This window comes from bacterium (genome assembly GCA_021372615.1).
GTDB lineage: Bacteria > Armatimonadota > Zipacnadia > Zipacnadales > UBA11051 > JAJFUB01.
Genome location: JAJFUB010000093.1, coordinates 1 through 13,559, shown reverse-complemented (window position 1 = coordinate 13,559; position 13,559 = coordinate 1). Strand labels below are relative to the sequence as shown.

Below are 13,559 nucleotides of genomic sequence, written 5' to 3'. Positions count from 1 at the left end.
GTCGTCGGGGACAGCCCCGCGGGTACGGCCCGCGGGACAGCCCCCTCGCCGTCAAGGCGCCTTGCGCAGCCACGTCGCTCCCAGCAGCGTCTGCAGCACCAGCAGCCCCAGGCCCCAGGCGGCGTACTTGCCGAATAGCTCCGTATAGCGCCGCTCGCGCTTGGCGGTGAACTCCGACTTCTCCATCTTGTCAATCTGGTCGTAGATCTGGCGCAGCGCCTGGGCATCCGTGGCCCGGAAGTACTTCCCGCCCGTGATCTGCGCGATCTTCTTGAGCATCGGCTCGTCCAGTTTGGTCATCAGCACGCGCCCGGTCTTGGGGTCGGTCAGATAGCGCGGCCCGAGCAGCGCTCCGGGCACGGGCACCGGCGCCCCGCCCTCCTTGCCGACACCGATGGCATAGATCTTGATCCCCAGGGCCGCCGCCGCCTCCGCCGCCGTGGGCGGGTCCACCTCGCCCCGGTTGTTGACCCCGTCGGTCAGCAGGATGATGACCTTGCTGCGCGCCTGGGATGCCTGCAGCCGGTGCGCGGCGGTGGCGATGGCCATGCCGATGGCCGTCCCGTCCTCCAGCATCCCGATGTGCACGCGGTCGAGCAACTGGCTCACGATCTGGTGGTCGGCGGCCAGGGGGCTCTGTGTGAAGGCCTTGCCGGAGAAGACGACCAGGCCGAGGCGATTGGCGCCGGCGTTGCTGATGAACTCGCGCAGCACCTCGCGCGCCACCGTGAAGCGGTTCTTGGGCTTGAAGTCCTCGGCCTGCATGCTGCCGGAGATGTCGAGCACCAGCATGATGTCAATGCCCGCGCCGCCGATCTCCCGCACGCCGGCAGGGGCCTGCGGGCGCGCGCAGGCCACGATCAGCAGGGCCAGCGCCGGCAGCCGCACCCACGGCAACTGCCGCGCGAGCCACGGTCGGGCCGAGCGCCCGCGGGCCATGGTCAGCCGCAGGTCCGGATAGGTCGAGACCGCGCTGCCCGTCTTGCCCGGGCGCGCCAGACGCCAGCCGATCACCGGCAGCAGGAGGAGCAGCAGCAGCATCCACGGATCGGCGAAGGTCATCGCCGGCGCCCCCCCCGCTGCTTCGCCTCAGCCACCTGTGCTTCGGCTGCGGCCCGGGCCGCAGCCTCGGCTTCCGCCTCTGCCACGGCTTGCTTGGCCGTCTCGATCACCTGCGCCGCCTGCTCCACATGCTCATAGGCCTCGCCATCGCTCGGGGGCAGGTTCGCGAACTTCACGCGGTCGGCGGCGTGCAGCAACTCCAGGACGCCCGTGCGCCACGAGTCAGCCTCGCGCCGCGCGCGCAGGAAGTACATCGTCCCCATCGTCGTGCGTTCCAGGGCGGGGATGTCGAACCGCGCCTGCAGCCACGCCCGCAGGATCTCATCGAGCCGCTGGTAGAACGCCAGGAAGCTGCCGGTCGCGACGAGATCCTCCTCACGCAGCCGCCCCAGCGCCGCCAGCGCCGCCTCATCTGGCGCCAGGAGGCGCTCGGGCTCCACGGTCGGCCGGGCCTGTCGGCGTCGCCGCCACAGGATGATCGCTGCGACCACAGCCCCCAGGATCAGCAGGGCGATGAGCGCCGCCCACAGCCACTGCGTCCAGCTTGAGGGCAGCATGATCGGCCCGGCAAACCCCTTGGGCTGCACCTGGCCCTTCTCGGGGAGCACGCTGGCGATGGTCACTTCGCACGGCGGGGCCAGCCACTTCTCCTGGTCGCCGTTGGGCATCCGCACCGGCACGCGGAAGTCCTTGATCCCGGCCAGGCCGACATCGAAGCACACGAGCGTGTAGCGCAGCACAACCTGCCGGCTGCCATCGGTCTGCGGGACTTCCTGCGGCTGGTAGTTGCGGACCTCCAGGCCCTTGAAGGTGGCCTTCTCCCCGGGCAGGTCCTCCTGGGCCCCCTGCGGCACGAGCATGTTAACCATGTAGACGAACGGTTCGCCCACAGTCACCTTCTGCTTGTCCACGGTGGCCTCAATGGTCCCCGCGGCGCCGGCGAGGTGGGGGAGAGCCAGGAGCAACAGCGCGAGAGCGGCAACCCACCCCCGCTGCTTCGCAGCGACCCCTCCCCACGGGGGAGGGGTGGAGGGTGTAGACATGTTGGCGGCTTTGACCGACGTGTGGCGGTTGGTGTCTGGCAACGGCAACGGACTCCTGTGTCCAGCAAAGGTCGCCCAGAGTCGTCCCCCGCTCTCCAGAGCGCAGCGCAGCGGAGCGAGGGAGAGGGGCAAGGGGTGAGGCTGCCGTTCCCCTCTCCGGAGCGTAGCGCAGCGGAGCGAGGGAGAGGGGTAGGGGTGAGGACGCCGTTGCCGTTCCGCCGTCAGGCCGCTCATCGCCGCTTCGCCCGCCTCTCAAAGAACGCCATGAGGGGTTCGGCGGGCGCCTGCCCGGCCTGGATCTCGATCAGGTCCGCGTGGTAGCGCGCCAGGGTCTGCTTGAGCTGCCCCTTGCGCTGGGTGGCCTGGAAGCGCATGGTCTCGGCCAGCGCCTCGGACAGGTCCACGATCCGCCGCGCGCCGGTCTCGGCATCCTCCAGCTCGAACAGCCCGGCCGGCGGCACCGTCACCTCGCGCGGGTCCTCGACCCGCAGACACACCACATCATGCCGCCGCGCCGCCACCTGCAGCGGCTTGGCATAGCCGCCGGTGAGGAAGTCGGAGATCACGAACAGGATGGCCCGGCGGGTGAGCACATGGTTGACATACTCCAGTGCGCGCGCCAGGTCCGTGCGAGGGCTCTGGGGCTTGGCGTACAGGATCTCGCGGATGACGCGCAGCACTTGCCGCCGCCCCTTGAGCGGGGGCACGTAGGTCTCCACCTGGTCGGTGAAGATCAGCAGCCCCACCTTGTCGTTGTTGCGGATGGCGGAGAAGGCCAGCGTGGCCGCCGCCTCGGCCATCGTCTCGGCCTTGGTGGTCTCGGCGGTGCCGAAGTTCATGCTGCCGCTGGCGTCCACCACCAGCATCACGGTCAGCTCGCGCTCCTCGACATACTTGCGCACATAGGGCCGGCCCGTGCGAGCGCTCACGCGCCAGTCAATGGTCCGCACGTCGTCACCGGCCTGGTATTCGCGCACCTCCGCAAACTCCATGCCATGTCCCTTGAACGTGGACTGGTAGGCGCCGGCGAACACGTCGTTGGCGAGGTGATCCGTGCGGATCTCGATCTGGCGGATTCTGCGCAGCAGTTCGGTTGGCAGCATGGTCTTGCAGCTACATTTCAGTCCATCGAGGGTCTGCCACGACGCCCCGCCCTGGTCTCGTAGGGCGGGCTTCCGATCCGCGTCGGGCGTCTGGCACGGCTGCGCGCGTGAGGACACGCGCGCCCACGCGGCCCTTGGGCGTGGTGCGGGCTTCCAGCCCGCACCAGGTCAGGCCCGAGGACTCAGGGCGGGCTGGAAGCCCGCACTACAACCCTCGCGCCAACCGTTCCCGTGGTCCCGCCTCACCGTTCCCGCCTCACCGTTCCCGCCGTTGCCGTCCCGGCCGTTCACGGTATCTCCACGGTCTCAAACACCCGCCGCACGATGTCCTCGCTGCCGATCATCTCCGCCTCGGCCTCGTAGGACACGATGATGCGGTGGCGCAGTACGTCCATGCCGACCTCCAGCACGTCATCGGGCGTGACATACGCGCGTCCGCGGATGAAGGCATTGGCGCGGGCGCACAGCGCCAGGTACAGCGTGGCGCGGGGCGAGGCGCCGTACTCGATCAGCGACTCGCACTCCTGCAGCCGGGTCAGGTTCTCCTCGACCGCGGCGGTGTGGCCGGCGGCCGTGCGTTCGGGGCTCTTGCGCCACCGCTCGCGGATCTCCTTGGCTGCCGCCGCCGGCTCGCGCGTGGCCCACACCAGGTCCACGATGTAGCGCTCCAGCACTTCCTCCATGTGGATGGCGTGGATGGCCTGCCGCGCTTCCATGATCTCGGCGATGGTCGCCACCGGCCCCGCCTTCGGCTCTTCCAGCCCGGTCCAGCGGCGCAGGATGTCCAGTTCCTGCGGGCGCGTCGGGTAGTCCACCTTCAGCTTCATCATGAAGCGGTCCACCTGCGCCTCGGGCAGCGGATACGTCCCCTCCTGCTCGATGGGGTTCTGCGTCGCGAGCACCAGGAAAGGCCCCGGCAGCGGGAAGGTCTGCTCGCCGATGGTCACCTGCCGCTCCTGCATCGATTCCAGCAGCGCGCTCTGCACCTTCGCGGGCGCGCGGTTGATCTCGTCGGCCAGCACCAGGTTGGCGAAGATCGGTCCCCTGCGCGCGAAGAACTCATGCTCCTTCTCGTTGTAGATCATCGTGCCGACGATGTCGCCGGGGAGCAGGTCGGGCGTGAACTGGATGCGCTGGAACTTCGTGTCCAGCGTCTGGGCCAGCGTCCGCACCGCCAGGGTCTTGGCCAGACCCGGCACGCCCTCCAGCAGCGCGTGGCCGTCGGCCACGAGCGCGGTGAGCAGGCGGTCAACCAGGTAGTCCTGACCGACGATCACCTTGCCGATCTCGGCCTTGACGCGCTTGACCCACCGGCTCTTCTGCTCGATGTGCTCTTCCAGTTGCTTGAGGTCCAAGGCAATCGCTCCCTGGGGTCCGGAATCACGAGGCGAAACCGCGTGTACGAGCGGTCGGTGACCGCTCGTACATCCGGCCCGGACATGTTCTATCAGGATCTACTCGGCGGTCAGCGCCGCCACGGTCGCGGCATCCAGCTTCCGACACAGGGCCACCAGCAACTGCACGCACTGCTGGTAGTCCCGCAGGTGCATGAGGCCGGCGTGGCAGTGAATGTGTCGGGTGGGCACGCCGATGACCAGGCTCGGCACGCCTCTTGCATAAACGTGGATGCGTCCGCCGTCGGTTCCCCCGCGCTCGAGGACGGTCGTCTGGTAGGGGAGACCCTCCTGCCGGCAAGTCTCGAGGGCCAGGTCGCGCAGGCGCAGGTTCGGGATCATGCTGCCATCCAGCACATAGATGACCGGCCCTTGGCCCATCTTCACCGGTGACTCATGCTCCTCGATGCCCGGCATGTCCCCGGCGATGGCCGTCTCGGAGACCAGCGCCACGTGTGGCTGCACGGCCTCGGCCGCCGTCTGGGCCCCGCGCAGCCCCACTTCCTCCTGCACCGTCCCCACCCCGTAGACCGTGTTGGGATGTTCACTCTCGGCCAGTTGCCAGAGCGCCTCGATGAACATCGCCACCCCGGCCCGGTCGTCCCAGGCCTTGGCCAGCAGCATCTGCTCATCGGCCATCGCCGCGAAGGGGCTGTCGGGGACGATGGGGTCACCGGGCAGGATGCCGAACGCCTCCTGCGCCTGCTCCCGGTCCGTCGCCCCGACATCAATGAACATGTCCTGCATCTCCACGACCTCGTTGCGCTTGCCGTCACGCAGCAGGTGCGGGGGCTTGCTCCCGACCACGCCCGTCACCGGGCCCTTGTTGGTGAGGATGCGGACACGCTGGGCGAGCAGCACCTGGCTCCACCAGCCACCCAGGGGCGCGAACTTGACGAACCCCTCCTTGGTCACCAGCTTGACCATGAAGCCGATCTCGTCCATGTGGCCGGCAACCATGATCCGCGGCTCGCCCGCCGTGCCGGGCTGGCGACAGATGACGCTGCCGAGGTTGTCGCGGCTGATCTCGCCCGTCCCGGCGAGGGCCTCGGCCACATAGCGCCCCACCGGCGCTTCATAGCCCGACGGGCCGTCGAGTTCGGTGATCTCCTGGAGCAGCTCAAGCGTCGGTTTCATGGTCGGTCTCTTCACTCCGGTTCCAGGATTCGCGCATCTGGCGCAGCTCATGTCCCAGCTTGGTCTGGCTATTGCCGAACAGCAGCACCGGGACCATCAGCGCCAGGAACAGCCCCAGCCGCAGGCCGGCCCAGACGAAGCTTGCACCGTCCGGAACCATGAAGATGCTGCCCACCACCCGTGACAGCAGCAGGGCGCAGCACGCCCACACGAAGGGGCTGAACGTGCCGAACAGCAGTTCCACCCGCCGCAGGAAGCTCCCCTCATACTGCGGCAGCACCAGCCCCACGCTCAGGATCGCGGCGACCGCATAGCCGAAGCTGGCCACGACGGCGAATGTGACCAGCTCATGCTCCCCGCGGCGGACCAGAACCAGACACCCGGCGGCCACGACGGCCGCCCCCACCAGCTTATACAGCACCACGTGGTGGCCCTTGTTCAGGGCGATCAGGAGGCTGTTGGTGGCCATCGGCAACGCCAGGAAGACGCTGGCCAGGGCCAGGATCTGCGTGGCCCCCATGGCCGGCATGAACTTGGGCAGCACGGCATTGACCACCGGCGGCAGGAGCACATAGGCCATCCCGGCGATCGTCGGCATGAACATCCCCGCGATCATCGTCGGCAGCACGACCTGCCGCCGCAGCGCCTGCTGGTCGCCGTTGGCCGCTCCGAACGCCTGCAGGATCTTCGGCCAGATCACGAACCCGGCGGCCTCCGGGATGGCGTACAGGTAGCCCGCCATCTGCATGGCCATGCTATAGAGCCCGAACCAGTACGAGCCGTACCACGCCGTGATGATCGCGCCATCCACCGTTCGCAAGAAGGTGTCGGCGAAGATCATCGCGGCGATCGGCAGCCCGGCCTTGGCCAACTCCCAGCCCAGCTGGACGTCAAACCGGATGCGCACTCGGATGGGCGACAGCGCGCCCAGCAGGATCAGGGACACACAGTTGGCCAGCAGCCCCCCCAGCATCGCCCCCAGCACGGCGTACTCGCGGTGCTGGTTCTCGTGCCCAAAGTGGTAGAAGCCATACGCCCCCGCAAGCGTGAAGACGAACGTCGTGATCGTCTCTACCCCGGCCACCAGGCCCAGGGCTCGGAAGTGCCCCCACGCCCGCGCGATGGTCCGGTACAGCGTCGCGGTCTGGCCCACCAGCAGCAGCCCCGCCCCGATCATGATGGCGATGGACGTCACGCGCTGCCCGGTGGGGTTCATCAGCCCTACGATGAGCATCGCCACCGACGCGATCAGCGTCAGCCCCACCACCCACGTCACGCCGACATCCTCCACCTCCTGCACCATCTCGGCGTTGTTCTGCCCCAGGTAGATGGGCAGTTCCTTGTTCGTGCCATGCAGGATGCCCAGGTGGGAGTTGGTGGCGTACTTGAGGATCAGGTCCACGATGCGGCGGACGCCCTGAGGGGCCGGGCCGACCAGGCGCATGACCAGGACCGAGCGTAGCACCCCCACCAGCATACTGAAGTAGGAACTGCCACCGATGATGAGAACAGCCGTTGAGGCGAGGGTTTGCGGCTTGCGGCGGTGGGCTTCCAAGCGTTCGTGAGCTGACAACTAAGACCTCCGGGCACGACGCCGGTCCAGACCGGGCGGATCACGGACGGTGTGACGTGAGGCGAACACACTCAGACAGCCCGACTATCCCCGGGCTACCAGTCGGTCTGTCGTCATGAGAAGGCAGCGCGTCGCGGTACTACGGCTTCATCAGGGCGCCAGGAGAGCCTGCCCCTGCGGCGTCTTGGCCCACCAGCGCAGCATCTTGACGCGGTAGAGGGCATAGCCCTCGTGGCGTACGGGGTCCTCTTTGGGAGGAATGGCGGCCAGTTGCCCCACATCCTGGCCCTTGAACTTCTCCGCCAGGACCTGGGCGCTCGCCGTCTGCGCCGCAGTGGAGTCCGGCGCCGTCAGCCGGGCGATGGCATTGCAGGCGACGTCGAGGTTACCACAACATATCAACCCCCCGCGGTCGGCCGTTAGTTCCGCCCGCTGCTGCCACGCATGGCAAAGTTGCCCCAGCTTCATGCGGTCCTCGCGGTGCACGCCCGCGTCCCAGCCCGCGTGCTGGTCCTTGAGCAGGTCCAGCATGTCCGTCTCGACATCGGTGATGGTGCGGGGGCTGCGCTCCAGCGTCAGCATCGTCATCTGTATGAACGGCACGTGCCCCGCCACCACCATCGTCGTGAAGCGCCCGACCATGAACAGCAGTTCGTCGTGCGTCAGCGCGTTCAGGCAGCCCGTGGTCAGCGACATTGTCGGCGGGTTGCCGCGCGTGATGCAACTGACCATGCGACGCTCCGGGCACACGTAGAGGTTCCACTGCGGCGCCCCCAGCCGCGTCTCCACCTCTCGGCACACCTCGATCACTCCGGGGTGCCGCTTGGCGTCGAAGTGCACCGACCCGCTGATGGCGGTGTCCCACTTGTCGTCATCCCGCCAGAAGTCCACGATGTCCGGCAGGAGTTTGGTGTAGACCCGGCTCTGCGCCATCCGGTCACGGTACTTGAGGTCTTCCTCATAGAGCCAGTCCGGCGGCCCCGCCTCGTCCTCGGCCCCCAGGTCGTCGCCGGCGACCTCCGCCCCACTCCCGTGCGCCGGCTGCACGCCGGTGATGCTGCCGACCTCGGCCTCCAGCATCGCCTGCACGCCGCCGGTCTCGGCTACATCTCCCAGGTCATCCACCGCCACGTCGCGGGCGAGGATCAGCTCCTCCTCGGGCTGTTCCTCGGCGAACTCATCGGCCAGGCCGCCCAGGTCATCCAGATCATCCGCCGCCGCGGCTCCGCGCTGGGCCACAAAGGGGTCCGGAGCGATGTCACGCAGGCGTGTGAGCCGTTCGGCTGCGGCGGGGTCAATCTCGCGCAGGGCCGCCCAGGCCTGCTCATTGGTCCCGTCCTGGTGCAATATCTCCTGGTACACCAGCGACGCCTTGCGCGCCTTGTCCTGGCGCCGGTACAGGTCGGCAATCCAGAACCGCACCTCGGCAAAGGTGGGGTCTATGTCGAGCGCGTCGTGGGCCAGCTCCAGCGCGTGGTCATAGTGGTGCTTTTGCACCTGCTGTTCGGCTTCCTTGAACTTATAGAAGGCACGCGTGCGTTCCGGTGAAACATCGTCCGTAGCCATGCGATCACCTCTTCACCCCGCGGGGGGATCGTCACGAGCGATGACAGTTCACTACAGGAACACGAATACCCACACGCCCCGTTCAGGCCGCCCCCCGACGGGCGGTCAGCAGCAAAGCCACACGGTAGTTTACCTCTTTCGCCATGCTTCTGTGAATGCCCTTTTGGTCTTTCGGGTCGCTCCTTGAGCCAATCCTGCACTATGCCTCGAGCCGTCGCCGTTCCCCCCTCCCCGTCAGACGCGCAGCGTCTCCGGAGGGGGCAGGGGGTAGGCCGCCGTATGCCGCTCCCCTCTCCGGAGGCCCGCGCAGTGGGCCGAGGGAGAGGGGTAGGGGTGAGGACGCCGTTGCCGTTTCCCCCTCTCCCCTGCGACCTGCGGTCGCCAGGAGAGGGGGCCAGGGCGTGAGGGCCGCCGTCCTACCGCTTCCCCGCCAACGCCTCAATCTTCCGCGCCATCCGCTCCCGCTGCGCGAGCAGCACCTGCGGGTCGCGGGTGAAGGTCGTCAGGTCGCTGCTGACAGGCCGGCATGCCGCCCGCGCCTGCTCGGGGGCGCCCGTCATCTGTCCCAGCAGCCACAGGTACTCGTAGTCATCCAGCCCGTCGCGGATGTTCGCCAGCCGGATGCACCCCAGCGGCCCGTTCTGCCCGGCATACAGCAACTCCCCGTCGCCGTGGAGGCTCTGCAGCCACGCCTCCTTGCCCCCGGTGGTGATGCTCCAGCGCAGCCGCGGCCCGTCCCTGTCGGGGTCAATCAGGGCGTCGTTGTGCGGCCGCCCCCAGATGTTCAGCCCCCAGTACAGGAACCCGTCCATCTTCTGCTGGTAGGCCTGCCACCAGATCAGCCGCGCCTCGATCAGCGCGTCATCGGCCAGGAAGTTGGCGTAGGGCTTGCGCGGCCCGCAGCACACGTAGGCCCAGACCTGCTGCCCCGCCTGCCGGCACCGGTCCGCTTCCTCCGCGTGATAGCGCGGCGTGAGCGGGCAGTTCCAGTCCACATTGATGTCCCGCATCACCTGCGGGTCCTGCGCCACCTGCGCCGTGGTCAGCGTCGGGATGCCATAGCGCTCCTTGATGAGCCCGAAGTACTCTTTCATCACCGGATAGAAGTCCTCGCCCCGCTCATCGAAGGTGTAGACATACGCCTTCTTCTCCAGTCCGCGCCGCTTCAGCTCGGCCACGTACGGGTCCAGGCGCGCGATGAGCTGCTGCTTGAACGTCGGCGTGTACACCTCCAGCGGGCTCCAGCACACCCAGGTGCGGTTCCCGCGCGGCTGCACCATGTTGATGACGTTGAAGGCGTTCAGCCCCCGGTCGTTGTAGTAGGCGATGTCCTCGACGTCCGGCGGGTCGGTGCGCGAGATGTCGTCGGGGTTGAGCCGGTGCTGGAGCACGAAGTCGCCGTACTTGCGCCGCAACTCGGGCGTCAGGGGCTTGCCGTACAGCTTCTCCAGGTACCCGTCCATCAGCGCGAAGGCCGTCTTCAGGTGCCCCTGGGTCGGCAGGTCGAACCCATAGACGGTGAGCCGCAGCGGGACCTTCAGCGCCCGCGCGTTGGTCGGGGTGATGGTCACCGCCCCCGTGTAGTCCCCCGCCTTGGTCCCGCGCGGCGCATACGCCGTCAGCCACACCGCCTGCGTCGTCGCCGGCGGCACGGTGAAGCTGCGCACCGGCAGCAGCGGGTCCGGCCACCAGCCGGGCACGGCGTCATCGGGCAGCGTCGCCCCGGGCGCCAGCGCCGTCATCTCCACGAAGCCGACCAGGTGCCATTGCAGGTTCTCCCGGCCGAGGGTCGCCCCGCCGGGCCCCTTCAGGTTGCTGAAGCTCACCCGGCAGCCCTGCAGCTCCTGCTGGGGACTGGTGCGCAGGGCAACCTGGCAGCTCTCGTACTCGTTGCGGGCCAGCGACATGGCCGCCTGCAGCTTGCGGTCGGGCCGTGGCAGGCGATTGATGAGCGTGCGCTCCATCCCCGTGTCGGTCCATGCCAGGTAGCCCTGTCCCGGCCCCGACCTGGTCGTGGTGCGCTTTGCGATCGTCATCTGCTCCCCGAGCAGGTCGTCCTTCGCGGTCACGCGCAGTCCATAGCTGCCGCCGGGCAGCAGCTTCCCGTTCGTATCGCGGCCGTTCCAGCTCATCGCGACGCCCGTGCCGTGCCCCTGCTGGCTGAACACCGTCTGCCCGCCCCGTTGCACCACGGCCTCCCACTGGGCCGGGATGGACAGCCGGGCCGCGTAGTCGACACTGTTGCCCCCGTACACGCTGGGCAGGAGCTGCTCCGCCTGCACCTCAAACGGCGCCAGCGACAGGGAGAAGTCATCGAACCAGACCTCTCCCCGGCAGCGACGGAACAGCACGAAGTACTGGATCTTGCGGATGGGCTTGTCTGGCGCGAAGGTGTTCTCGCTGTACTGCCAGTCGTGGGTGCCGGTGGCGAACGGCGCCTTCACGCCCCACAGCGGCGTCCCGTCGTCGTAGAAGCAGTCCAGGTAGATGCAGTAGTCGCCGCCGCCCGCGGCCTCTTTGGCCTTGCTCCACCCCGAGATCTTGAACGGGTGCCGCAGCGGCGGATCGAACGTCACCTCCTGCCCGATGCCCAGGATCGTGTCATTGTCCCCGGCCCGGCAGACGATGGCCTGCCGCCCGGAATGCCCCCCGGCCGCCAGCGCGAAGCCCTTGCCATAGGGGGTCCAGGGCGGCAGGGCGTCGTGCTCAGCCCGCTCGAAGCCAGGGTTGACCAGCAGGTTGACGTTACGCTTGGGCTGAGCCTGTCCGGGAATAGCCGCCATCAGCAGAGCCAGAGCAACCAGCAGAGGCATGGCACGTTCTCCTTCGCAGAATCCCCCTCCCTCGGGGAGGGCAGCCGTTCCCCCTCCCTTCAGGGAGGGGGCAGGGGGTAGGCGGCCGTCGCCGTTCCCCTCTCCGGAGCGAAGCGAGGGAGAGGGGTAGGGGTGAGGACGCCGTTGCCGTCCCCGTCGCTCCAACGCCAGTAGTGCGGGCTTCCAGCCCGCCCCAGGCCCCCTAGTCACCATGGGCGGGCTGGAAGCCCCCACTACAACCAGAACAGCCCCCGCCTCCCGAATCCCCCCTACTCCGCCTTCGCCGTCGCGTATCTCCCATTGAAGTTCTCCAGCTTGGCCACCGGCGGGTCGGCCACATGCGCGGCCACGACCTCGCCGACGAAGATGGAGTGGTCTTCGAGTTCGAGCTGGCTGACCACCACGCACTCCAGCGCCGCGACGCAGCCCTCGATCAGCGGCGCGCCGACGACCTCGGCATCTATCTCCTCCAGCCCGAACTGCTCGAACTTGTTGATGTCCCGCCCGGTGGTGGACCCGGTCTGGGCGATGAGTTCCTCCTGCCCCGCCCCCGGCCAGGCCAGCACGAACTCTCCGGTCTCCTCCAGGCACCGGTGCGTGTAGCGCCCGAAGCCTACCGAGACGGCCATCATCACCGGGTTGCTGTTGCAGACCATGCACCACCCGGCAGGCATGATGTCCGGCGCCCCCTCCCCGTCGCGGCTGATGACGAACATCACCCACTCGGGGTACTTCAGCTTCAGCGCCTCGCCGATCGGAACTTGCTTCATGGCTTCCTCCTATATCCCCAGCTCTGCCTTGATCTTCGCCAGCCCCTTCTCATAGTTGCCTGAAAACGACCCGCCGCAGGCCAGCCACTCGGGCACGCGCTGCTCGCCATAGTCGCACACCACGCGCACATGCGGAATGCGCTCCACGTAGCGTGCCAGCAGCTCCCGGGCCGGCATGGTGTCTCCGGGCAGCAGGTCGAGCAGCCGCAGCGTGTCGAGGTCCTTGCGCCGGTCCTTGAGGCCGCACAGGCGGATGCAGGTGCCGCTCCGGTGGTCATGGCCACCGCACGGCGGGCAGACCATGCAGTCCCCCTCCACGAGGGTGACCGGGAGGTCCGGGTTCGCCTTGATCCGCGCCAGCGGTTCCCACAGGTTATCGCCCGGGATGGGCCCCGTCGCCCCGCCGCCGTAGAAGCACGTGATGCACATCAGGTGATGGGGGCGGATGAAGAGCCCCTCGCTGCCCTCGATCTCGGCGACGGAATCCTGCTTCATCTGCGCCAGTTGCTCCGGCGTCCGCGGCTCGGGCAGGGGCGTCTGCAGGCCGCGCAGGTACGCCGCCACGGCCTCCTCGGGCCAGTTGGGCCAGCGTTCGGTGGGCGTCTCGAACACGCAGATGCCGTCCAGCGAGGTGATCTCCTTCCCCGCGCGGCGGAACAGCTCGCGGGCGCTGCGGGCATCGCCGGGGGAGAGCATCAGCCGCTGCAGCACGTGCAGGTCCATGCGCCGCTGGTACGCGCTATCCTCGCGCGGGAACTGGAACGGCCCCCCGCCGCAATCGAACGCCGACGTGAGCGTCAGGCAGGTGTCCGGATGGGCGACGATGCGCTCGTACAGGGGCGCCAGATCCACAGTCATGTGGGGCGGCTCGCCCCCGCCGTGCAGGCAGATCAGGCCCAGCACGTCCCGGGCGCGGATGGCGTAGCCCGGCAGCTCCGCCAGGTATCGCGGGTCCTGGCCCTCGAACGTCTGGCGCGGCGCTTCGTCTCCCATGTCGGCACCTCGTGATGCGGCCGTGGACTGCAGATGGCTGATCGACGGTCCCCAGCATCTTGGACGTCCGCAGCCCGTTCTCCTCCCGCGCGGCGACGTTGGGGG

At 68.3% G+C, this 13,559-nt stretch carries 10 protein-coding genes; all 10 read right to left on the bottom strand.

The annotated features are described in order from the left end of the window. Positions 1-51 precede the first annotated feature (51 nt). On the bottom strand, positions 52-1,062 hold the full coding sequence (locus tag LLH23_14675; protein MCE5239710.1) for a VWA domain-containing protein: 1,011 nt from the start codon (positions 1,060-1,062) through the stop codon (positions 52-54). Further along, entirely contained in the window at positions 1,059-2,147 is a 1,089-nt protein-coding gene (locus LLH23_14670; GenBank protein MCE5239709.1) for a cytochrome c-type biogenesis protein CcmH, read from the bottom strand. Before LLH23_14670 ends, LLH23_14675 begins: the two co-directional genes overlap by 4 nt. A 188-nt stretch (positions 2,148-2,335) precedes the next feature. Next, positions 2,336-3,208: a DUF58 domain-containing protein gene (locus LLH23_14665; protein MCE5239708.1), complete on the bottom strand. Its 873-nt coding sequence runs from the start codon at positions 3,206-3,208 to the stop codon at positions 2,336-2,338. Between the two features lie 287 nt (positions 3,209-3,495). Continuing rightward, the gene (locus tag LLH23_14660) at positions 3,496-4,563 is read right to left on the bottom strand and encodes an AAA family ATPase (GenBank protein MCE5239707.1); all 1,068 of its coding nucleotides are present in this window, start codon (positions 4,561-4,563) and stop codon (positions 3,496-3,498) included. A 99-nt stretch (positions 4,564-4,662) separates the two neighbouring features. Continuing rightward, entirely contained in the window at positions 4,663-5,739 is a 1,077-nt protein-coding gene (locus LLH23_14655; protein MCE5239706.1) for a M42 family metallopeptidase, read from the bottom strand. Beyond that, complete coding sequence (locus LLH23_14650; protein ID MCE5239705.1) at positions 5,723-7,312, bottom strand: oligosaccharide flippase family protein; 1,590 nt, start codon at positions 7,310-7,312, stop codon at positions 5,723-5,725. The genes LLH23_14655 and LLH23_14650 overlap by 17 nt, the downstream gene beginning before the upstream one ends. A gap of 150 nt (positions 7,313-7,462) precedes the next feature. Beyond that, positions 7,463-8,878 (bottom strand): zinc metalloprotease HtpX, encoded by a 1,416-nt coding sequence (locus LLH23_14645; protein MCE5239704.1) that lies wholly within the window; start codon positions 8,876-8,878, stop codon positions 7,463-7,465. 416 nt (positions 8,879-9,294) lie between these two features. Further along, on the bottom strand, positions 9,295-11,691 hold the full coding sequence (locus LLH23_14640) for a DUF4091 domain-containing protein (protein MCE5239703.1): 2,397 nt from the start codon (positions 11,689-11,691) through the stop codon (positions 9,295-9,297). A gap of 269 nt (positions 11,692-11,960) precedes the next feature. Beyond that, positions 11,961-12,461: a flavin reductase family protein gene (locus tag LLH23_14635; GenBank protein ID MCE5239702.1), complete on the bottom strand. Its 501-nt coding sequence runs from the start codon at positions 12,459-12,461 to the stop codon at positions 11,961-11,963. Between the two features lie 9 nt (positions 12,462-12,470). Beyond that, on the bottom strand, positions 12,471-13,454 hold the full coding sequence (locus LLH23_14630) for a hypothetical protein (protein MCE5239701.1): 984 nt from the start codon (positions 13,452-13,454) through the stop codon (positions 12,471-12,473). Positions 13,455-13,559 lie beyond the last annotated feature (105 nt).

Coding starts and splice junctions, on each gene's coding strand:
- LLH23_14640 (MCE5239703.1), bottom strand. CDS start 11,691: ATGCCTCTGCTGGTTGCTCTGGCTCTGCTGATGGCGGCTATTCCCGGA.
- LLH23_14655 (MCE5239706.1), bottom strand. CDS start 5,739: ATGAAACCGACGCTTGAGCTGCTCCAGGAGATCACCGAACTCGACGGC.
- LLH23_14635 (MCE5239702.1), bottom strand. CDS start 12,461: ATGAAGCAAGTTCCGATCGGCGAGGCGCTGAAGCTGAAGTACCCCGAG.
- LLH23_14665 (MCE5239708.1), bottom strand. CDS start 3,208: ATGCTGCCAACCGAACTGCTGCGCAGAATCCGCCAGATCGAGATCCGC.
- LLH23_14675 (MCE5239710.1), bottom strand. CDS start 1,062: ATGACCTTCGCCGATCCGTGGATGCTGCTGCTGCTCCTCCTGCTGCCG.
- LLH23_14645 (MCE5239704.1), bottom strand. CDS start 8,878: ATGGCTACGGACGATGTTTCACCGGAACGCACGCGTGCCTTCTATAAG.
- LLH23_14630 (MCE5239701.1), bottom strand. CDS start 13,454: ATGGGAGACGAAGCGCCGCGCCAGACGTTCGAGGGCCAGGACCCGCGA.